Genomic DNA, 22,949 nt, shown 5'->3' with positions numbered 1-22,949 from the left:
CTTATCATTTGATTTCTGATAATTCTCGAAACCAAAAGAGTCATACCACGGCTCTTTTGGTTTATGTGTTTGAAACATTCTCTTTGTGCTATCCCGCAATCTTCTTTTTAATGTGGTGCTTTGTATTAACAACAAAAATGGCAATCACGGCAAATACAAAGGGCAATACGTATAAGTTTAAGTTTTGCCAACCGACTGTCGATTCCAACCAACCACTTAATAGTGCCGTAACCGTTACGCAGCTGAATACAAAGAATTCATTGAACGCTTGAGCTTTTGCCTTATTTTGCTCTTTATAGGATTGGCTAAATAACCCTGTTGCGGAGATAAACATAAAATTCCAGCCAACACCAAGTAATACCAGCGCTAATCTAAAGTGCCAAATAGATTGTCCATGTAGATTGATCGCGATACAGCCTATAAAGAGCATACCGCCTATCAGGATCATAAGTCGTGGACCATATCGCTCAACTAACTTCCCTGTAAAAAAGGCCGGAACAAACATACCAAGCACATGCCATTCAATTACTCCTGCAGCCTTGGTGAAATTAAACCCACAACCGATCATCGCTAAAGGTGTTGCTGTCATCAAAATATTCATCACAGCATACGCGACCATTGCAGCAAAAACGGCCACCATAAAATTCGGCTGAGTGATGATATCTTTTAAGGGTTCTGACCGAATCGATTGGCTTCTCTCTGCTGGCTTGGGAAATTGAATGGTTTGGAGTAAGAGTAATGCTAAAAAATTCAAAACGATCAATGACGCAAATGCGCCAACATATAATCCATCAGACGACCATTGTTGGGAATAGATCGCGAGGTTAGGACCTAACACTGCTGCCAATACACCACCAGCCATAGAAATTGAGATGGCCCGATGCCGAGCATGCGCATCACACACTTCTATCGCAGCAAAACGGTACAACGTGCCAAAACCGATGCCAACGCCGAGCAAAAATGTTCCGACACAAAAAATCCAAAATAAATGGTGGTACAAAGAGAATGTCGCCAGAGACGCTCCTAAAATACCAACGAGATTACCGATACTAAAACCACGCTTTCTTCCCAACTTACCCATAATCATTGATGCTGGAATCGTTGCAGACATCAAGCCAAGAAATTGCAACGCAACAGGTAGAGTAATCATGCTTGGCGAGGGTGCGATTTGCTGCCCAATAAGACCAATCACCGAGATCAATAAAATATTGCCTGTCATTAATAGAGCTTGGCAAAGTGACAATAGCCACACGTTTCGATTCATTTATGCCGTATCCTTACCTTCAATAATTCGCCTTTAAAAGCCATAAGTACCATGCTGACGGAGTTATCATTAGATGTCGACATAAATTGTTACTAATATGTTTCTTTGTGGGGAGTTTTTAACAGGCAGAAAAAAGCCCCGCCATTTCAGAAATCAAATTCACTGAAAATAAAACAGGGCCTGTGACGGATGTAGAGTAATGTTAAACCGTCTCTCCATGGGTCACTGCTTTACGAAGATCTTTGGCACTTGGCCACGTATAAACCAACTCATTGACTTTGTTACCGCAAGGCGCATTCCACAGGCGGTCTACCGACTTCTGCCCACCGAGAGATTCATAAAATTCAACTGCTGGGTGGTTTTCAGCCATCACCTCTAAATAAACACCTGAATCTGAAAAGTACTGCTCGATCCACGCTGACATCTCATCCAACAGTTTTGAACCTAACCCACGCCCATGATAATTCTCATCGATATGCAGTGCATCAATGATGGTTCCGCGTTCAAAGTCATGATTACCGAAGGCACAGATGAAGCCACACAACAAACCGCCTTCTTCTATTAGCAAAACATGCTGGTTAAAAGGTGGGTTAATCAACCGCGTTTGCCAGATAACTAAACGGTCATCGAGTACATCATGCTCAAGATACTCATCACCAAGAATCCCTTTGTAATACTGCTTCCAACTCTGAGCGTGAAGCTGAGCAATGCGCTCATAATCCTTATATTCCGCTACTTTTAATTCCATTTAATAGTCCTTATTACCTCAGATACAGCGTTCTATTCACATTTAATACTATTCACCCATCAATTAAAAGCAAAACATTCTAATCACATTTATAACAATCCCATTTGACTTACACGTGTACGCTGATATTCTAGCGTACGCTCGTAAGCTCAAACCATATTGAATGGTAGTAAGCTGTAAAAGAGCACAACTTTATTTTTTGTCGTGACGACGATAATAGTTGTCTAACAAAATGATCATTACTGAATGACTTAACCACTAAGTTATTCTTACCTATATACTGTTACTCACGGAAACTGACACATGGAATCAAGTAAAAAGCCGCCAATTATGTGGCTTAATGTCTTCATTTTCTCTTTTAGTATGCTTCTTGCTGCTGTTGTCGCCCCTTGGTATGGCATGACTTTCGGCTATGGTGTGGAGCATTGGGTTTGGCTGCTCATCTGTTTTTGTTTCTGTAACTTATCCATCACCACAGGGTATCACCGTCTTTGGTCGCACAAAGCGTTTGAATCTCACGCAATCCTACGAGTACTGTTTGCTCTTGGCGGCGCATTTGCCTTGCAAAATAGTGCCTTACACTGGTCTTCTGATCATCGTGTCCATCACAAACACGTTGATAATAATGATAAAGATCCCTACTCTGCAAAACTTGGGTTCTGGTACTCACATATTGGTTGGATGATCCGTAACTACACTGAAGCAAGCTATTTTGACTATGAAAACTGTCGAGATTTGAAAAAAGATAAAGTACTCATGTGGCAACACAAACACTATATTCTTCTTGCTGTTATCATGAACTTTGGCATTCCCATTGCGCTTGGCCTTTTCTATGGCGACGTGTGGGGCATGTTATTAATGGTTGGCGCCGTGCGCTTGGTGCTAAATCATCACACCACGTTCTTCATCAACTCTCTTGCTCATATATGGGGTAGTCAGCCTTACACAGACAAAAACACAGCCCGAGATAATGGCTTTCTGGCTTTTCTGACATTTGGTGAGGGTTACCATAATTACCATCATATCTTTGAGAATGATTATCGTAATGGCATTTACTGGTGGCAATATGATCCAACGAAGTGGCTTATCAAGTCATGTTCATGGCTTGGCCTTGCGGGAAAACTACGTAAAACACCGCAAGCGAGAATTGAAAAAGCCCGCGCTCAGATGTCATTAAAATTAGCACAAGACAAAATCGCTAACCTTCCAAACAGACAACAGATTTCTGAAAAATTGCAACATGAATTTGACTTGCTGGTAGAGCAGATGAATGAGTATTACGCGGTAAAAAAACAGTTGATCGAGAATAGAAAAGACAGTGTGGTGAAGAAGTACGAACACTCTCTTCTAAAAGTTCGCTATGAATTGATCCAGAAAAAGTTCGAACAACAGAAACTAAATTGGTCACAAATGGTGGCACAATACGCTTAGTGTACTAGGCAGTTCATTGTTAACTAAAAAACTAAAACGATGCTTTATGTGGCATCGTTTTTTTGCACTATGTCTTAAAGCAAATGCCTTAAAGCAAATCTCTTAACGCCATCTATTTTAAAGCAAATACCTTAAAGTAGATGCCGTACTGGATTAGAGTACTTGCTTGCCCAATTTCAAGGTTGCTGCAATGTTTCGTGCCGTACGGACTAGATTTAATTCTGCTTCTTCAAGTACCTGTGGTAAAGGCTGGGGAGAACGAACGGTACCGAATACACAGTCAATGCTACTGTAAAGTGCTTTAACATCTTTACCTAATGAGCCAGCAATACCAATCACTGGAATCCCCTTATCTTGCGCTCGTTTAGCCACACCATAAGGCGCTTTGCCTTGTAGCGTCTGATCATCCATCTGACCTTCACCAGTAATCACCAAATCGGCATTATCCAATATCAGGTCAAAATCTAATGTGTCTAACACCATTTCAATCCCTGCCTTTATTTGAATATCAAACGCTAAGCTCAGCCCCATCGGAGTGCCTCCAGCAGCGCCGAAGCCGCTTACCGTGAGTGCATTTATCCCATTGACAGATTCTCCACACTTTGCAAATTGCTTTAATGCTAAATCAAGAGCTTGCAGATCATCTTTATTCGCTCCTTTTTGCGGGCCAAAAATGTAACTTGCGCCATTTTTACCACACAGCGGGTTATCAACATCGCAGGCAAGAATAAGCTCTACCTCTGAGCAGCGATGATGTAAGTTGGATAGATCAATGGCTTTGAGATCCTTAAGTGCAATCCCACCGACAGGTAAATCATTACCTGAATCATCAAGTAAACGACCTCCTAGAGCTTGTAAAATGCCAGCGCCGCCATCGTTCGTCGCACTGCCACCTAAGCCTAGAATGATCTTATCGACCCCTTGATCTAGAGCTTCTTTAATCACTATGCCAGTACCATATGTGCTCGCATCTCTGATATTGCGCTTTTCAGGAGCAATGATATCGATACCAGAAGCAGCAGCGACTTCAATTAATGCAGTCTTACCCATTTTATCTTTGAGTATTGCCCACATCGCAGTGACTTCATTGCCAAGTGCATCCGTTGCTTTGCTGTACTGCTTATCTCCTGTTAATGCTTGAAGAAGTGCTTCTACCGTCCCTTCCCCTCCATCGGCAAGAGGAACTTTTACATATTCAGCATTCGGCAATACCTGACAAAATCCACGCTGAATCGCATCCGCAACCGACATAGCATCAAGTGATTCTTTAAATGAGTCAGGAGCAATTACTATTTTCATTTGGAGTCTCTATAATTCGGTGGTATTTGGGCTAAGGGATACTGTGATTAAAATGGTAAATGCAACAAGACAGCGCCCTAAAATTATTCTTACTTGCGAACTGAACAAAACATAATACAAAAACCATTATAGCTATACTTTTTCATACAGATCCTTTTGCATAGAGATCTAAGCTGCTCATGTTGGGGGAATGTATCCGATGATTTTTTAAATAGAATATTGTTTTTGAGTACATCTGAAACTTATTCACGTCAAACGATTAAAAATTCACCTTATTTTAAAAACGAAACATAATACACTCACCATATTTCCTGAAAAGTCTCACATTCCTACCAAAGCATAACCTTTATATCGTCCTTATTTTAATGGTGTTGCCGTCGACACTTATAACCCTTTAGGGCTATAACATAGTTTATCTGCACATCAAAGCGATCTATGCACGATATTAGCCACTACAGAATCAACTTCAATCAACTAACAATTAACACATTTGCTACATAAATAGCCTTTCTAATTAATATGTAAATTATTATTTGTTTTAGATCATACCAGCATCAAGTTGATGTCGTGCTACAGCTCTATTTTCTGTACATTCTCAGTCATAAACTGAAACACTTTCTTATACTTTTATTCATTTAACGGGGATTTCTATGTTAGAACTCTTAATCGGTTTGGTAATAACCATTGCAGTGGGATATTTCATTGTAAAAGGTTACAAAGCAGCAGGTGTCTTACTTACTGCTGGTATTTCTCTTTTACTTATCACTGGCCTGCTTGGGCATAATGTTTTACCTGCAAAAGTTGCATCAACAGGCAATGTGATCACTGACTCTCTAGAGTTCGTAAAATACATGCTTAAATACCGTGGCGGCGGCTTAGGTATGCAAATCATGCTTCTTTGTGGTTTTGCTTCATACATGACTCACATGGGCGCAAACAATGTTGTAGTTAAACAATTTTCTAAGCCTCTGTCTTTCATCAAGTCACCTTACGTATTACTAGTAGCAGCTTACATTGTGGCATGTCTAATGTCTCTTGCAGTAAGTTCAGCGACTGGTCTAGGTGTATTGTTAATGGCAACGCTATTCCCAATGATGGTTGCAATGGGTATCTCTCGCCCTGCTGCGGTTGCGGTTTGTGCTTCTCCAGCTGCAATCATTCTTTCACCAACTTCTGGTGATGTTGTTATTGCAGCAGAAAAATCAGGAATGGCACTAGACGTATTCGCAGTTCAAACGGTACTACCAGTTTCATTCGCAGCAATTGCTGTAATGGCTGCTGCCGCTTTCTTCTGGAATAAATACCTAGATAAGAAAGAAAATACACCAATGGAAAAAATTGATGTATCTGAAATTGAAGCGAATGCACCTGCTTTCTACGCAGCACTGCCTTTCCTTCCAATCTTCGGTGTTTTCTTGTTTAACGGTCGTACCATCCCTGGTCTATCTTTAGACATCTACACTATCGTTGTTGGTTCAATCTTTATTGGCGCACTAGTTGATTTCGTTGTTAACCGTTTCGATGGCAAGAAAACACTAGAAGATCTAGATTCTTGCTACGAAGGCATGGCTGACGCTTTCAAAGGCGTTGTAATGCTTTTAGTTGCGGCTGGTGTATTTGCACAAGGTCTGATGTCTATCGGTGCAATTGATAACCTTATCGGCCTTGCTGAAGCAGCTGGTGCTGGTGGTTTCGCTCTAATGCTACTACTAACAGGTCTAACTGTTGCAGCCGCTATCGCTACAGGTTCTGGTAACGCGCCATTCTACGCATTCGTAGAACTTGCACCTTCACTTGCAGCTAAAATGGGACTGAACCCTGCGTTCTTAATCATCCCTATGCTACAAGCGTCTAACCTTGGTCGTACAATTTCACCAGTATCTGGTGTTATCGTTGCAACGTCTGGTATGGCTAAAATCAGCCCATTCGAAGTAGTTAAACGTACTTCTGTTCCTGTGATTGCAGGTCTTGTAACGGTTGTTATCGGCACTGTAGTTCTAGTACCTATGTTTGCTTAATCGTTAAAAATTAGAGACAAACAATCTATTAATAAAAATGCCATTCGCTTTTCAGTGAATGGCATTTTTTATACGTTTTAAAAAATGATTGTTTATGTTCCAAGTATTTGCATTGGCAGTTGCAATAAGGCATCACCAGTAGAAGCAAAGTACCAAATAATTCCAATTAACCCAGCAACTAAACCCGTGTACCATACAAAAGAAACGATTTGAGCGTATCGATCAAGTGGCAACAAATGGCTACGATGACGTTGTTTCCATTCAAATAATATCTCGACACTTCCCATAATCAGAAGAAAACCAAACAGAGTTAAACCAAGCTGGTAGCTTAAAATAATCCCGGCTACAGCCGCTAACGCACATAGCCCAATACCCAACTTGCTGTTCATTGAAAAACTGATGCTTTTGAGGATGTGTCCTCCGTCTAATGGCAAGATCGGTAAGAGATTGAATAAGTTAAGCAACGCGTTAAATACTGCCAAACCTGCAAAAAACATCTCTCCGGTTACCCAGTAGATCACCACAAAAATAAACGAAAGGATCAGACCAAAAAATGGCCCCATTATTGAGATAACAACGTCTTGCCAGCGAGTATTGATTTTTTCGTCACTCAGAGCGAGACCACCTAAAAATGGGATCAAATAGATCCCTTTCGTTTTCATACCGAAGTATTTCATTGCTCGAATATGCCCATACTCATGAAACATCAAGCAAGCAATGAGTGATAAAGCAAACTGTATAGAAAACAACCATGAATACGCGGCTAAACTTGCAGATGCTAAAACAACCTTAATCAATTTCGCACTCTTTAGCCCTTTCATCGCCAAAGAAGCCAAGCCAATCAAACTAAAACGTTTTTCTGCTTTGGGTTTCACTTGAGGCACTTGTGATTCTATATCTTTCGCATTTCGGCTTCCTTGAGTGACGACTTGCTCATTCACAAGCGCCGTATATTCGATAACAAACGGCTGCCATACGAGATCAACATTAAGCTCGCACTGCAATAAATCTTCACCACGACTTAAGCTAAATTGATGAGTACGGTTCTCTTCTTGATCTGCTGTTGCATCCAACTGTGAGACCAAATGATCATCCCAAAAAAGTTGTTGCCACCCAGCCATTGAGCCCTCTAAGCGCAATGGTTTTCCAAGAAATTCGATTGCAAGTAATTCCAAATTTATACCCAGCATGTTTTCAAACAGAAGTGGCGCGATTATGCCGACTTACCTTTAGCGGGTAAAGGTTTAGCCATGACTTTGGTCATTGGGGCTTCTCATTTTGAGCCTTTTGGATGTGTGCAATGAATTCAAAATGCAACATTCATCACTAATTATAACGAAGATGAATGAAACACGGCTGGTCTAACCTTTAGCTTCCCCTCTATACAATTGAATTAAAAAGATTAATCTATCGAAAATCACAAATATCGATAATGAATTTCATAAAATTAGACTTAAAACTTTGACAAAACAGCAAACAAAGAATTAACATTTGATTTACATAAGTGCAGTATTTGCACTAAATGGATGAAATTATAAAAACTATAAACTTACTAATTCATACCCTAGGAGGGTCAAGGATGAACATGAAGCACTGCTCTCTGCTGACAGTTTCAATATTGTTAGCGTGTAATGCGAATGCCGCTGGTTTCCAAGTTGCCGAACATTCAGCTTCTGGTCTAGGTCGTGCATTTTCTGGTGAAGGCGCGGTTGCAGACAACGCAAGCGTACTCGCTCGTAACCCGGCAGCCATGACACTTTTTGAAACAGCACAATTTTCTGGCGCTCTTTCCATCGTTGACCCTGAGGTTGATGTATATGACGTAACGAATAGTGAGCAATCTAATGATGTTGCTCCAATGCAAATTGTCCCTGCTACTTATTACATCAGCCCAATTAACGAATCTTGGGCGTGGGGTATCGGATTATTTACTACTTACGGGGTTGCAACTGATTATCCTGATGATATTTCTGCGGGTGATATGGCGGGTGACACATCATTATTATCTGTGAATATAAACCCAAACATTGCCTATCGATTGAATGACCAAGTCAGCCTTGGGGCTGGTATCAACATCGTGTATGCAGAAGCAGAACTGACTCGTCATAAGGGATCGTTAGCCCCATTATTCGGCCCAGGTAGTCAAAAGTCAGACAAATTAATTGGCATGACAGGTGAAACAATCGCTTACGGTTGGAATGTAGGTGGTTTGTATGAATTAGACCAGCACAATCGCTTTGGTTTTTCTTATCGTTCTAAAGTAGACCTAGATTTCGATGATGGTGAATTTAGCAGTTATGATTCAGGTATAGCGTCGTCACCCAAAGTGGACGGACGCCTACAAATCAGCTTACCCGCAATAATAGAACTTTCCGCTTTCCATCAATTAAATGACCAATGGGCTGTGCATTACGGTTGGCAACAAACAGATTGGAGTTCATTTAAAGAGCTAAAAGCGACCAGTTCAGATTGTGCAAACGGCGTATGTTTCTACAAACCTGAACATTACGATGATAATAACCGTTACTCTTTTGGCGCAACCTATTCTGTTAATCAAACATGGACCTTGCGTGCTGGTATCGCTTACGACGAACAAGCAGGCAAAGCAACACTCAGCATTCCAGATAGCGACCGTTTTTGGTACAGCGCAGGTCTTACCTATGTAATGAGTAAAAATATGACTCTAGATGCGGGCTTTGCTCTTGTAATAAGTAAATCAGGTAAATTCACAGAAAAGAACGCTGCAGATCAAGAGCTAACATTCGACGCAGAAGGCGCTGCTTATATCAGTGCAATTCAAATGAACTACACCTTTAAATAATCTGTGTTGACGGAGATACATGATGAACAAAACATTTAACTTATCACTATTATGCTCGGCAATTCTTCTATCAGGTTGTGGTGATAATTCAGAAAGCAGTGGCACATCAAATAATAGTAATTTAACACCGAGTGAGCAGGCACTTTTAAACCAGCCTACCTCAGTGAAATTTACCCTACAGGGCTCTGGAAAAGCAGTTCCCCTGCCAAGTTACTTACTTATGGATACAACAGATGGCACCTTAAAACTACCTACAGATGGGAATGAGTCACTAACCAATCCGCTTGCAGCAATGAATACTGCCGATGGTTGGTCTACCTCAATGCCTATTGTGGTTGAATTTGAAGGTGTTGGTTTTAATCCCGGCCTTGTGACATCAGGGGTAAGCGTTATCAAATTAAGTAAACGCCTGACTGACATTGTTCCTGGTGACAATCCAATCCTGAGTGTCTTAAAAATTAATGACATGGCGACGCCTGATTATGCATTCACTGTAAAGTCAAATGGCGCTAATTTATACATTGAATTTAGAGATTCATTAGATGAATCAAGTGAGTATATTTTTGCCATTACTAATAATATTACAGACAAAAATGGCGACGGAATTGGTTCATCAGGGAGTTATGTTACCGCAAAAAGTAAAGAAACTATTTTCAAGGAAGGCGATTTAGCTTCAGTACAAACTGCAACACATGCAGTCGAAAATATTTTTTCTGCAGCCCAAGGTTTAACAGGAGTTGATCCTGCCGATATTATCTACTCTTCTTGGTTTAGTACTCAGTCTATTGGAGACTCTCTAGCAGCAATCAAAGGCCTAACGGGTTTGGCTTTCGCAGATGGCAGCAACAAATTAAATACTCTATACAAAATTGACCCATTAGCAGCAGGGTCTGTAGACCTTTCAAGTGCCTATGCAATGCTCCTAGGTACTACCCAAGATTTTGATGATGCACTAACCGCAGACGATCAATTTACAAAATATATCAGTGACGATGCGGATAAAAAAGCGGCTATCATCGGAGCATATCAAGCGGGTGTAGCGGGAGGAAAGCCGGAAGTTGAAGTAACAGCTGGGGTTGTAAACCTACCTTACTATTTGGAAAAAGGTGCAAACTGGAACAGCCAGCCTATGGTTGCGGCAATGCCTAGCTTGGCTAAAATCGTGAATGCTTTGGGTAACGATGCAGAAAAAGTACATATAGAAGAACAACTCAATGTGCTTGGTATTAATTCAGCAAATCTAGAGACTGACCCAAAAGAACAATTGAAATTAGTTGGCTCACAACTAACCCTTTCCAATGGAACACAGCTTGATCCTGAAAGAATCATAACTCGCTACAACCCTGTACCACAACCTAAGTCAGTGGAAGCGGTTAACTTGTTATTATTCACTCAAAAAGGAGTAAAACCTACTGACATTGTGATTTATCAACACGGAATTACATCAGCAAAAGAAAATGCGTATGCATTCGCGCAAAACCTCGCGCAATCAGGTGTTGCTGTAATCGCAATCGACTTACCTTTGCATGGCCAACGTAGTTTAGATGACCAACGCTCTGCTAATGCTGATATTTTAGCTTATATCAATTTACCCTACCTACCTGTTGCGCGTGATAATGTCCGTCAAAGTGAAATGGATATGATGAGCGTACGAGCAGGCTTGGCAATTTCTGCGCAAGCTGGTTTATTTACTAATAAGCCACTCAGTTCATTTAACCCTTCAATATCAAAAGTAAAAGCGCTTGGTCATTCACTTGGTGGCATCGTTGCTACCACGGCAGTAGCAGCTGCGAATAAACCAATTGGACTCACAGATCCTTTAGAAGAAGCTAAGATTGCTGCGTTATACAGCTTTAGCTCAATGTCGATTCAAAACACAGGTGGTCAAATATCTAACTTGCTGCTTGGCTCTGCAAATTATGGCAGTCTGATTAAACACAATGTGGCATACAGCGGTTCGCCTGCGTACAAAAATAGTGCTGACACAATATGTACGAGTATGAACCTGGAAGCGGCAAGTTGTTTTGAAACTCTTTATGGAGGGATGACTAGTGAACAAAAAGCAGAGTTAGATGGGAAAATTACACAATTTGGATTTGCGACCCAAACGGTCTTAGATACAGTTGATCCATACACCAATGCCGCTGATTTAAAAGGTAAAGGATTGCCTATTTTCATGTCTCAAGTAGATAACGATCAAACTGTACCAAACTCAGTACCACTGGCTCCTTTCGCGGGAACAGAACCCCTAGCCTTAAAACTCGATTTAGTTACGATCGATTCAACCAGTTCTGCATCGAATGCTGCTGCGAGTTTCTACAAATATCAAGGTAATACATTAGGCGGTGATGGAAAGGTAACAACCTCGGTTGCCTCTCACTCTACGTTTGTTGCTCCGCAAAACCATCCTATCGACACGCCCTATCACGCAGATATGCAAGAAAAAAATGCGAATTTCTTAGTGCAGGACTCTCTAACAGCTCTACCTGAGACGAACTACCTCAAATAGTTATCTGTATTGTTAATAATGCCAGCTTAACCGCTGGCATTTTTATTCATCACTCTTCATATTTCTATCTTTTTACTTGCCTCGTAACGACTTATTTACCAATCAGAATACAAATGGTTTACTTCCTCAAAATTAATCCAGATAGAATACCGTACGGACCCTATCTTTATTTCCTATAACGTGGATAATAGCGCGGTTATTAATTCATACTAATTGTGAGTCTACTATGTCTTCTGAAGCAACCATGCTTGAACGCTGCCAATCTAAATGTGAACTATGTTCTGCTGAAACTCAACTTACTGCATACGCTGTACCACCACACAGCTACGTAACAGTTGATCACGGCATCATGGTTTGTGAAAAGTGTCTTAGCGAGATCGACGACCCACAAGATATCAACCACTGGCGTTGTCTAAACGACAGTATGTGGAGCCAAGAAGCACCGGTTCAAGTAACCGCTTGGCGTCAACTGACTCGTCTAAATGCTGAAGGTTGGGCTCAAGATTTACTAGACATGATGTATCTTGAAGAAGAGACTTCAGTTTGGGCACAGATCGGCATGTCAGCTGATGACAAACCATTCGATATTAACGGCGTTGAGCTTAAAAAAGGTGACGACGTAACAGTAACCAAAGATCTTCCAGTGAAAGGTACCAACCAAGTAATCAAGCAAGGTACGGTTATCCGTGGCATCAGCATTGGTGACGATCCTAAGCTTGTTTCTGGTAAAGCGAACGGCGGTCAATCTATGTATGTTATCGCTGAGTTCTGTCGTAAGAAGTAATTTTTAACGCTTCTCGATAAAAAAGGCGCTGATTAGCGCCTTTTTTATTATTTACTATTAAATTCCCCGGCGACGGTTTGCACAGGAAGGTATGACCCCTCTTTGGTTAGCCATACTGCAACCGCATCTGCGCTTTCTGGTATTGTCTGAAGCTCAAATTGCCACTCCTTTTGACCATACTGCTGCAACTTATCCAGAACAACAAAGTGATGATCGAGTAACTTTCCTCTATTCTCACCCGCTTTAACTTGCGTTACTTCATCAAGCGCAAGAACCACCAAATTAGCAGTGTAGGCATCAGTGCCGCTATAAACCAATTTAAAACGATTCCCTTCCCTATTCAAAGTCAATAGACCTCTGTTGTTTGTCGAGGGAGAAGGCAAGGTTTTCTTTCCCCAATGAAAGAAACCGCGCCACTCGTTGCCATCGACAACAAAACCTGGGGTATAGACACTGTCAACGACGCCATAAGCTTTATACAACCGTTGTTTTTGACTAAAGGCCGGATTAGCAAATTTATCTTTCCACCCCAGGTAGTCCCAGTAATCGACGTGATAGGCGACTGGGATCACTGAATTCCATAATTTAGAAGAATGACGAAATTCACCAATGTAACGATCGGCAGGAGGACAACTTGAACACCCTTCCGATGTAAATAGCTCAATCAATTGAGCCGGAGGCCCAGAATGTTGCCATGTTTGAGCTGCGCTAGGAAAAGTAACAAGAGAGGTAAGAGTTAATAACAGAAATCTCTTCATCTAAACGATACCTTAAGTGAAAACCTATCTACACAGACCTGAGTTGATTCTTTTTTATTTCACTCAATACAAAAACGCCGACTACTAAGTAGTCGGCGTTTCTTTTTAATTCGTTTATCTATGAAACGGTAAAACTAGAAGCTTTAAAGCAATTAACGGTAGATACCGATATCTTTTTGCATGTGACCAGATAGGTTACTTGCATAGTAAGTGCTTTCTACTTGTTCTTTACCAAACATAATATCGACAATGTGCGCAATCAATCCTTTGAAGTTAACCGAGTAGGTTTTCTTATCCATAGAGATAGGTGTCGCGATTGTTTCGATGTTCATTGCGTGTGCCATGATTGCCTCTCTATTTAAATTTTGTTGAAATGGTTTCGTTTCGTTGAGAAGAATATTAAGCCATTTTTTGATGTGTAAAAAATGACAAAATTTGACTTTTCAGATTAGTTTTACTAATCAAACATTATTTTAACATGTTCAATTGTTAACCATGACTAAACCGTGCATAGTTAATCGTAAATTGTAGTATTAGCTGCATATTTCGTTCAGTTAGCAACCAAAGCACAATTCAAGTTAACATTTAGATCACATATTGTTTTTTCTCGACTCACTCTTTATTAATTTAATATTAGAGTTTTTGATTAGTTATTCTGTCTGATAACTCACAGCAATCTTCGTGGTGTGATTCCCGTCGAAACATTGAAGCTATAACTGCCGTTGTCATGACCAGTAAGAGTACCAACAGCGAGATGTAGGTCGGTATTTCCCACGCCGATCCTACCAACATCATTTTAATACCGATAAAAACCATGATGATCGACAACGCTGGCTTTAGATAAACAAATTTATCCATCATCCCCTGCAGTACGAAATACAGAGATCGTAATCCTAGTAGAGCAAAAACATTCGCAGCAAGTACCAAGAAAGGTTCTCTTGTGACAGCAAAGATTGCTGGTATAGAGTCCAGTGCAAACATCACATCCATTACAGCAATAACGCCAATAACAATCAGCATTGGGGTAACAAACCACTGCCCTTGTTGTTTCATGAACAGTGCATTTCCTTTAAAGTCATCCGTCACTTTGGCAAATTTTCTGATCAATTTTTCTGGATATGGGTTTACTTCACTTTCACCTTTATCTCGCGCAAGTTGTATCCCAGTGCCAATCAAAAACACTGCGAAGACATAGAGTAACCAATGGTACTGAGCTAACAGCTGAGCCCCAACCGCGATCATTACCGCTCTTAGTATCAATGCCCCTACCACACCCCACAGCAACGCTCTCGGGCGCAAATGCTGAGGTACCTTGTATTGAGCAAAAATAATCGCGAATACAAATAGGTTATCGACACTCAACGATTTCTCTAACAAATAGCCTGTCAGGAATGAGATAGTCGCTTTTTCTGATGAGTAGCTACTGTGAGGTGCATAGTAGTCCCAGAAAAAATAGATACTTCCGGCAAATACGAGCGCAAGAGCAAACCATACAACACTCCATAATGCCGCTTTTTTAATGGTGATCTTGCCGCCCTTGGTTTGCCATATATCGAGCGAGATCAAAATAAGCGTCATTACAGCAAAGCCGCAATAGATCATAAAGCTAGGGTGTTGAGATAGTGAACCAGACGTAGTGCTGATTGATGATGTGAGTTCTACTGGATTCATGAATCCTCCAAAAACGGAAGATCATAAGAATAGGTGACCTTCCGCATACAAAAACCACCGAATCATAGTGATCGGCATTGAATGCGTTGGTCTCGTTGGAATGAAGCAACTTATTTGAAACTTAGTTGATGGTCTTCACTCTTATTTACCGGATAAGCTTTCACTTAACGAGATGACGATAAATAAGCTTGCGCTAACTACTCCCCAAACACGGCGAATGATAAGCCTGTTCTTGTTAAGTGTCTATTCGATATTTTCATAGTATGGATAAAAATATTTATCGTGGCGACAAATCCTCGTTCTGCTAGAAGCTCTTCTACATCCCTAAGCCTTAGGCTAAAGCGTTAATGCAACCAGATGGTATATTGGATAATATCTGGGGGAAAACGATGTCGTTTATATATGCTCATAAGGAAATACTCCATAGATAGACTTTACGAACTTGAGTTTATACGTTTTTCTTTCAACTGTTCAATAACATAGTCCGGAGCGACTTTTCCTAGCTCTTCTAAACAGTCATCCGTCTTCTCATTACCGTAGCGTACGTAGATATCACAGACCGCGTATAACTGCTCCGGAGAACCAGAGATCAAATACGCCTTCTCGAACGATTTAGTCGATTTGTCGATATCCAGCTCTTCTTGTAGTACCCCATTCAAGTACCAGTAGTAGCTGTTATCTTTTGCAAGTTCTGCTGCTACTTCAATCTCTTTGGCTGCTGCTGCCTTGTCTTCAAGGCGAACCAAAGTTAATGATTTAGAATAGTGCATCGCTGCATTGTCCGGCACGTTCTTCAAACCACGATCCAACACCTCGACCGCTTGTTGATCTTTATTCTGAGCTCGGAAGTTATCCGCGTAGCTCAGCCAAACTTGAGGGTCTTTCTGGTGAGTATTAATCAACTCAAGATAAATCGTTTCCGCTTTATCCCATTCATTGTGCCAACGGAGCACGTCAGCGAACAACAATTGAAACTTTTCAGATTCTTGTGATTCCAAGAATGTGATTAACTCAGCGACGGGTTGTTCAATTTGTGCTTTCTGTTCTTTATCTAACGTATTGTAATCACGTACTAAGTTCGATGTTGCCGAGTGACGAACCATAGAATCTGTATCGCTCAGCAAAGGTGAAACTAACGCCCAACGATGCTCAAGTTGATATGGCGAAGAACCGATAATCGAAGCCTCACGAACTTCAGGGTTTTGATCTTTCAAACCTCTTGCCACCGCCACCAGCGCATTCTGGCTTGGGTATGAAGCAAGCTCTTGCAGTGCACCAGTACGATTTTCTATAGATTGATTCTGATCTTGTGCCATGTAAGACAATTGTTGAATACGGGATTGAGTGTCCGTCATTTCAAGCACTTGATTGATATTTTTTGCCGGTGCGTCAACAGTTTGCTGAACGCTATTCGCTGCCATCGCAGACGTTGAAACCAATGCGGACGTTGAAACTAATAGAGCAACAGCCGTCGCTAAACTCTTCTTCATCATAGTATTACCTTAAACTGGAGAACTTAGCCTGTCCTTAGACTCGTATCTGATTAAATTTGTCTTGGATCTGTTGACCCAAAAAACGAGTTAAAACTTGGTCTCGAACGTAGTTTGTTGCGCTTGTTTTGCACGATGTGCCATCAATACTGAATCACTGAATTTGCCATGAGCAACCGGATGCCCCATCGCACGAGCGATATAAGCCATCGACTTGTCGACATGAGAAAAGAACTTGTGCCAACCTGCACATAAGTAGTTCAAGCCCGGTTCGCCTGCACGAGTTTTGATAAAGCGGTTTTTAGGACATTCGCCATGACAAGCAAACTTGTAATCACACTGCTGACATTGACTGGTCATTGTACGTGATTTAGCGAAACCAAACTTTTGCTGTGGTGCGCTGTACGCCAAGTCATCAAGCTTCTCGTGATGAATATTGCCAATCTTGTATTCAGGGTAAACATAGTGGTCGCATGAGAATACGTCGCCATTAGGCTCCATCGCGAGGCCTTTACCGCAGATTTCATTCAGAGTACAAAGCGGGTTAGGACGCCCTATCCATGTTTCTAAACTTGCTTCAAAATACTGAACGAACACTTTACCGATGTCGTTCTTCGCCCACTCATCAAATACAGAAATAAGGAAGTTACCCCAAGCCAAGTCCGACACACACCACGATTCCATGATCGAGTCTTTATGGCCTGGGATCAGACGTTTGTCGCCTTGCTTAAGTTGCTCACTCACTTGAGACGTTTGTGGCGCAACCGTTCTAAAGGTTTTTTGCTCAACGATAGGAATAAACTGCATTTGTGGAGACTTCACCACATCACGTAGGAAGCGATACACGTCTAATGCATTTTGACTGGTAAGGTTATTCACGCAGGTTAGCGTTGCGAATTTTACTTGGTGTTTATGTAGCAGCTCGACGGCTGCCATCACTTGTTTAAATGTGCCCCGGCCTGCTCTGTTGACACGATAGGCGTTGTGTAGCATTTCAGGACCATCAATACTCAAACCGATCAGGAAGTTATTCTTTGCTAAGAATCGACCCCAATCATCATTCAGTAGTGTGCCATTAGTTTGTAGGTCATTTGAAATCAAAACACCTTCAGGCTGGTACTTTTTCTGTAGCTCAACCACACGTTCGAAATACGCTAAACCCAGCATGGTAGGTTCACCACCCTGCCATGAGAATATGATTTCAGGGGTATTTTGACCTTCGATGTATTGTCGGATGTAAGTCTCTAACGTCTCATCATCCATTCTTGGAGAACTGCCTTTCTTGTACTCCAACAAATCTTGCTTACTTAGGTAATAACAATATTTACAGTCAATGTTGCACGCCGCGCCAATCGGCTTAGCCATCACATGTAAGCGCTTAGAGGCTTTACCGTTGTATTGTGGACCTTGAGTAATGTGCATGATTTACCTACCTATCTTAGTGTCTTGTTCCCATCATAATTCCTATTTCAGCTTGTGGCATGTTATACCCTTTATAACCAATAGGAATGACCTTAAACGTTAAAATCGCCTCCTATTTCGAACATTCGAGGCACGTGATGAAATTTTTCAATTACAAACAATTAGCGGCGATCAGCAGCGTCACCATGACTATTTTCCTGAGCGGTTGTGCGAGCGTGCCTACACACCCTATCGCCCAACAAATTGACCAAGAGATGGTGTTAGTTGAAGGCGGTACGTTCACCATGGGTTCAAACAACCCTGAAGCAACCAAAGCAGAACAACCAGCACGAGATATAACTGTAGATAGTTTCTATATTGCGAAGTTTGAGGTGACTCAAGAATTGTTCGAATCGGTGATGGGTTCATCTCTCAGTTATTTCCAAAACCCACAAGTTCCGGTCAATAACCTAAGTTGGCAGCAAGCGAACTATTTCGTTGAGCAGTTGAATGAATTAACGGGCGAAGAGTACCGCCTTCCGACAGAAGCTGAATGGGAATTTGCTGCGAAAGGTGGCAATAAAAGCAAAGGTTATACTTACAGTGGTTCCAACAACTTAGATGATGTTGCGTGGTACTCAGCAAATTCCAAAAATAGCGCACATCCTGTCGGGCTAAAGAAACCAAATGAGCTAGGCTTATATGATATGACAGGCAACGTTGGAGAGTTTGTTATTGATGCCTTCGATGACACTTTCTACCGATACGGTCCAACAGACAATCCTAACAACGCGAAACACAGTGATGTCGGTTTATCACACAAATCGGTACGCGGTGGCAGTTTTGCATACGATGAAGATGAATCAGAAAGTTACCGCCGTGACTTTGCCAGTCAATCGATCACCATGTCTGATATGGGCCTACGCCTAGTGAAGGACGTAAACTAGCAAAACACCCCATGGTCGCTGAACAAAGGACAGCCTCTGTTCAGTGACCAATCCATGTCATTTTGAATAGCGAAATTACATCGAATAAGGACACTCTATGCAATACACCAAGCTTTCAGGACTTACACTCGCGTTACTCTGTGCCTTCCCAGCATCAGCTGCGGACAAACCCAGTCTAGTCCTCCAAATCACGGTAGATGGCCTGCGTGCAGACCTTATCGAACGCTACAAGCACAACTTCGGTGAGGGTGGATTTCGTTACCTAATGGATGATGGTACTTACTACACCAATGCAAACTACCAGCACGGCAACACAGAAACCATTGTCGGTCATGTATCGCTTGCAACCGGCGCTCCGCCGAGTGTTCACGGCATGGTAGGTAATGTTTGGTATGACCGCAGTGAAGAACGTTTGGTGTATAACGTAGAAGACGGCAATTACAAGATGCTGACTTCAGGCGCGGGTGTCGACAAAGCAACTGAGATCGACCCAACACAAAAAACAGCACAAGGTGATGGTCGCTCTCCAGAGCCAATACTGGCCACCACCTTTGGTGACGAGCTGACGATTTCCAATAGTGGCAAATCGAAAGTGTTCGGTGTGTCTGTTAAAGACCGCGGCGCAATCTCATTCGCAGGACACAGCGGTAAAGCCTTCTGGTTCTCGAAGGCACAGTCTGAATTTGTCACTAGTAACTATTACTACGACGAGTACCCAGCTTGGGTATCTCGTTGGAATGAAAAAGAAATTGCAGCCCAATACTCTAAACAGAAATGGGAACTTTCGTTACCACGTGAAGAGTACACACTGCAAGAGCACAACACGGACCACAAGGTGAAGCTCGGTGATTTCCAACGCACCTTCCCTCACCCATACGGCCCTGCAAGCTATAAATACTACAGCACAACGCTAACCGTGAGCCCGGCTGGCGATGAAATCACCGAGAACTTCGCAAGCACACTGTTGATGCAAGAGAAGTTAGGCCAAGGCGACGTGACCGATTACCTGTCTGTGAGTTTCTCATCAAACGACTATGTGGTGCACTTGTACGGTCCTGAAAGTTTAGAGACAGAAGACAATCTCATTCGACTTGATAAGACGATCGCCAAGCTTCTTAAAACCATCGATAACCAAGTCGGTCTAAAGAACACATTAATTGTGTTGTCTGCCGACCATGGTGTGCCTGAATCTTCGCCTGCGGCAAATGCGCTTGGTTTCAATCAAGCTCAGTATTTCAACAAAGACACACTACTATCGAGTGGCGTTGAGAAACGGTTAAAAGATGAGTTTGGTTTATCCAAAGATGCGATTCGACTGTATGCTCAACCTTATATCTATCTTAATCACGACTTAATCGCAGAGAAAAAGCTGGAGCTAGCAAAGGTGCAAGAAGCGATTGCTGACGAGATTACTAAAGTGAAAGGTGTAGCGTTTGCCGTATCGAGCAGTGATATTGCGGCGAACCGAGTGCCGGATACTCATGTGATGCAGCTAATCAAGAACAACTATCACCCTGCTCGTTCTGGCGATGTGTATGTGGTCTTTGCACCCCGCAGCTACATTAACGACATGGAAGGCCTACAGATTGCCTCGACTCATGGCTCACCTTGGAAATACGACACACATGTTCCGGTTATCTTCGCGGGCTATGATGTGGATGCTAAGAAGGTTTCCCGTCCAATCACGCCATACGACATTGCACCTACACTTTCGAACAAACTGGGCATAACTCAACCAAGTGGTTCGATTGGAGAAGTGCTGAAAGAAATTACCGAGTGAGATAAATCTCTGAGGTTTGATCATCTAGACTTCGAATCCATCACTAACAAAATAGAAGAGCCGTTTGTCATATTCAGACTGATGCAGTCAAAATAGATAAACGGCTCTTTCTTATCTCAGTTTCTGATCTTAAATCTTATCTGCTTAATCAATACCGTTACTAAAACGAGCATTCTTTTCCGTGCTTTGTTTGCTTAAACAAGGGCTATCTTCGGGCAGCACCAAACTGATACTTGAAGGTATAACTTCAAAACGAATTTGATTAGAATGATAAGGTTCGCCATCTAAGTTAATCGGCAGCGATTGAGGAAAATCGATCTCCAACCAACGAGCTTGAGTATGAACAACATACTTCCCGTCGTCTGCTGGATGCTTAAGCTCTTCGATGACTTTTGGCAAATCAGAAGCCACGAATGCTTTAACCAAAGTAAGATCCATCAAACCATCATCAATGAACGCGTTGGGTGCTAGCTCTTGTCCACCCCCGGCTAGACGACCATTACAAAAAGCGCCAACTAGGATTTCGCCAGTAAAAGTGCCTTTATCTATAGTCAAAGTACCGCTATAAGGCTTAAAGCCTAGCGCTTTGACCACACCAGTTAGCGTGTATGCGCCGCCGCCAAGAAAATCTTTGAGTTCAACGGGGGTTTCAGCCGTCACTTCTGCGCCAAAACCTGCCGCAGCGACATTCATAAAATAGCGGTCATTGGCACAAACACTGTCCACCGCAAACGCATTCCCTTCTAACGCCAGTTTGAAAGCATCCGTAATATCGCTAGGTATACCCGTTGCGGTCGCAAAATCGTTCGCGGTTCCCATTGGAATAATGGCTAGTTGAGGTCGTTCACTGGAGTGAAACTGATTGAGTGCGTTAACGGCTTCATTCACCGTTCCATCGCCACCAGCAACAACCAATCTTTTTACGCCGTCGCATATCGCTTCGCTGACCAAACGAAACATATCTGCAGACTCCCAAGTTACCCTCACTTGTAGGTCTATATTCCTGGCTCTTGCAGCAAAGACCTCTTGTCTCAGTTCTGGGATATTGGCTTTCTTTCCATTTAAAATTGCGCGAATGCTTTCCATAGCGATGTCCTTTAGGGCTAACTTGATATGTCTTTTGCTGCCGCTTTGATCTTTGCGCGCAGCCACTTATGGCTTGATTCGTTAGTGCGACTTGGGTGCCAAATCATACACATATCAAGATCTTCCAATTCGAATGGTAAAGGCAGTGTTCTTACATTATATTTCTCAGAAAAACATCGCACCGATGACATAGGAAGCATACCGATAGCGTCGGAGCCCTCGATCACGGGAAGCATCTCGACGACGCCAGCTGCTCGATACACAATTTTTCGCTTTTCCAAGTCACTAAAGTGTTCAGAACTTAATAAGCTTTTACGTGCATGCCAACGTGATACCACGACGTGATCAAGAGTAAGGAATTGCTCCATATCGATAGTATCGCCAATCACAGGGTGATCTGAACGGCATACCACCACCAGTTCCTCTCTAGAAACCACCTCGTGCTTGAGCGTGCTTCTTCGTCTGGGCGTCATATCAATGATCACATCGTGTCTTTGAAGCCTCAAATCCGATTCATAATCTTCGGTAAACAGGGGGTGAACTTCTAACGCGATATTAGGCGCTGCTTGGCTAATCAACTGCATAACTCTTGGCACCATTTCATAACTTGCTGCGGAAACGCAAGCGATAGAGAAGATACGATTTGATGTTTTAGGCTCAAAGTCTCTTGATGCAGACAGTGTTGACGTGAAGTTTTTCAATGCCGCAGACATAGCTGGGTAAATATCAATAGCAAAGGTAGTCGGCTCTACGCCGGATGTGGTTCTGTGGAACAGTGGCTCGTTATATATATCACGAAGCCTAGCAAGTGCTTTACTCACGGCTGGTTGGCTAATATCCATACGATTCGCAGCCCTAGATAAGTTCTGCTCTTCATAAATAGCAACAAAGATAGGAATTAAATTTAGCTCGGTACTTTTCATACAGTTCCATATTAAAGAA

General features: G+C 42.1%; 18 protein-coding genes. 7 read left to right on the top strand and 11 right to left on the bottom strand.

Annotated features, from left to right (window positions below; all coding sequences use genetic code 11):
* Positions 1-88: 88 nt before the first annotated feature.
* Both L4C39_RS17695 and L4C39_RS17690 read right to left on the bottom strand, forming a co-directional pair.
* Complete coding sequence (locus L4C39_RS17695) at positions 89-1,264, bottom strand: MFS transporter (RefSeq protein ID WP_371712185.1); 1,176 nt, start codon at positions 1,262-1,264, stop codon at positions 89-91.
* A 202-nt stretch (positions 1,265-1,466) separates the two neighbouring features.
* Positions 1,467-2,012 carry a GNAT family N-acetyltransferase gene (locus L4C39_RS17690; protein WP_371730951.1) on the bottom strand — a complete coding sequence of 182 codons (546 nt, stop codon included), beginning with the start codon at positions 2,010-2,012 and terminating at the stop codon, positions 1,467-1,469.
* 303 nt (positions 2,013-2,315) lie between these two features.
* On the opposite strand from L4C39_RS17690, the gene L4C39_RS17685 reads away from it, so the two are divergent.
* On the top strand, positions 2,316-3,443 hold the full coding sequence (locus L4C39_RS17685) for an acyl-CoA desaturase (protein WP_017054674.1): 1,128 nt from the start codon (positions 2,316-2,318) through the stop codon (positions 3,441-3,443).
* A gap of 153 nt (positions 3,444-3,596) precedes the next feature.
* Here L4C39_RS17685 and L4C39_RS17680 read toward each other — a convergent pair whose 3' ends face one another.
* The gene (locus tag L4C39_RS17680) at positions 3,597-4,742 is read right to left on the bottom strand and encodes a glycerate kinase (RefSeq protein ID WP_171756289.1); all 1,146 of its coding nucleotides are present in this window, start codon (positions 4,740-4,742) and stop codon (positions 3,597-3,599) included.
* A gap of 650 nt (positions 4,743-5,392) precedes the next feature.
* Here L4C39_RS17680 and dcuC point away from each other — a divergent pair.
* A complete protein-coding gene (gene dcuC / locus L4C39_RS17675) occupies positions 5,393-6,760 on the top strand; it encodes an anaerobic C4-dicarboxylate transporter DcuC (RefSeq protein WP_017054672.1) in 1,368 nt (455 codons plus the stop codon).
* 92 nt (positions 6,761-6,852) lie between these two features.
* Here the strand turns inward: dcuC and L4C39_RS17670 are convergent, their stop codons facing one another.
* A complete protein-coding gene (locus L4C39_RS17670) occupies positions 6,853-7,935 on the bottom strand; it encodes a site-2 protease family protein (protein ID WP_113798983.1) in 1,083 nt (360 codons plus the stop codon).
* A 404-nt stretch (positions 7,936-8,339) separates the two neighbouring features.
* Between L4C39_RS17670 and L4C39_RS17665 the strand changes: the two genes are divergently transcribed.
* From L4C39_RS17665 to L4C39_RS17655, 3 genes are all read left to right on the top strand, one after another.
* Positions 8,340-9,581, top strand: a complete 1,242-nt coding sequence (locus L4C39_RS17665) for an outer membrane protein transport protein (RefSeq protein ID WP_429747214.1) — start codon at positions 8,340-8,342, stop codon at positions 9,579-9,581.
* Between the two features lie 22 nt (positions 9,582-9,603).
* Complete coding sequence (locus L4C39_RS17660; RefSeq protein WP_429747245.1) at positions 9,604-12,090, top strand: VolA/Pla-1 family phospholipase; 2,487 nt, start codon at positions 9,604-9,606, stop codon at positions 12,088-12,090.
* A gap of 226 nt (positions 12,091-12,316) precedes the next feature.
* The gene (locus L4C39_RS17655; RefSeq protein ID WP_429747212.1) at positions 12,317-12,874 is read left to right on the top strand and encodes a PhnA domain-containing protein; all 558 of its coding nucleotides are present in this window, start codon (positions 12,317-12,319) and stop codon (positions 12,872-12,874) included.
* Positions 12,875-12,921: 47 nt separating this feature from the next.
* Here L4C39_RS17655 and L4C39_RS17650 read toward each other — a convergent pair whose 3' ends face one another.
* The 5 genes from L4C39_RS17650 to L4C39_RS17630 form a co-directional block, all read right to left on the bottom strand.
* Positions 12,922-13,632, bottom strand: a complete 711-nt coding sequence (locus tag L4C39_RS17650) for a DUF1223 domain-containing protein (protein WP_136995401.1) — start codon at positions 13,630-13,632, stop codon at positions 12,922-12,924.
* A gap of 152 nt (positions 13,633-13,784) precedes the next feature.
* Positions 13,785-13,976 carry a hypothetical protein gene (locus L4C39_RS17645; protein WP_017054483.1) on the bottom strand — a complete coding sequence of 64 codons (192 nt, stop codon included), beginning with the start codon at positions 13,974-13,976 and terminating at the stop codon, positions 13,785-13,787.
* Between the two features lie 289 nt (positions 13,977-14,265).
* A complete protein-coding gene (locus L4C39_RS17640; RefSeq protein WP_429747210.1) occupies positions 14,266-15,303 on the bottom strand; it encodes a TerC/Alx family metal homeostasis membrane protein in 1,038 nt (345 codons plus the stop codon).
* 434 nt (positions 15,304-15,737) lie between these two features.
* Positions 15,738-16,796 (bottom strand): HEAT repeat domain-containing protein, encoded by a 1,059-nt coding sequence (locus tag L4C39_RS17635; protein ID WP_429747208.1) that lies wholly within the window; start codon positions 16,794-16,796, stop codon positions 15,738-15,740.
* Between the two features lie 87 nt (positions 16,797-16,883).
* The gene (locus L4C39_RS17630) at positions 16,884-18,215 is read right to left on the bottom strand and encodes an anaerobic sulfatase maturase (RefSeq protein ID WP_429747206.1); all 1,332 of its coding nucleotides are present in this window, start codon (positions 18,213-18,215) and stop codon (positions 16,884-16,886) included.
* Positions 18,216-18,352: 137 nt separating this feature from the next.
* On the opposite strand from L4C39_RS17630, the gene L4C39_RS17625 reads away from it, so the two are divergent.
* A complete protein-coding gene (locus L4C39_RS17625) occupies positions 18,353-19,141 on the top strand; it encodes a formylglycine-generating enzyme family protein (protein WP_429747204.1) in 789 nt (262 codons plus the stop codon).
* Between the two features lie 97 nt (positions 19,142-19,238).
* The gene (locus L4C39_RS17620; RefSeq protein ID WP_429747202.1) at positions 19,239-20,921 is read left to right on the top strand and encodes an alkaline phosphatase family protein; all 1,683 of its coding nucleotides are present in this window, start codon (positions 19,239-19,241) and stop codon (positions 20,919-20,921) included.
* Between the two features lie 144 nt (positions 20,922-21,065).
* Here L4C39_RS17620 and yegS read toward each other — a convergent pair whose 3' ends face one another.
* The gene (yegS, locus tag L4C39_RS17615; protein WP_261889734.1) at positions 21,066-22,007 is read right to left on the bottom strand and encodes a lipid kinase YegS; all 942 of its coding nucleotides are present in this window, start codon (positions 22,005-22,007) and stop codon (positions 21,066-21,068) included.
* 17 nt (positions 22,008-22,024) lie between these two features.
* Entirely contained in the window at positions 22,025-22,930 is a 906-nt protein-coding gene (locus L4C39_RS17610) for a LysR family transcriptional regulator (protein WP_429747200.1), read from the bottom strand.
* Between the last annotated feature and the right edge of the window lie 19 nt (positions 22,931-22,949).

It is taken from the genome of Vibrio clamense (genome assembly GCF_050337905.1).
Lineage (GTDB): Bacteria > Pseudomonadota > Gammaproteobacteria > Enterobacterales > Vibrionaceae > Vibrio > Vibrio cortegadensis.
The sequence above is the reverse complement of the archived record's forward strand: the minus strand, read 5'-3'. Positions and strand labels throughout refer to the sequence as shown.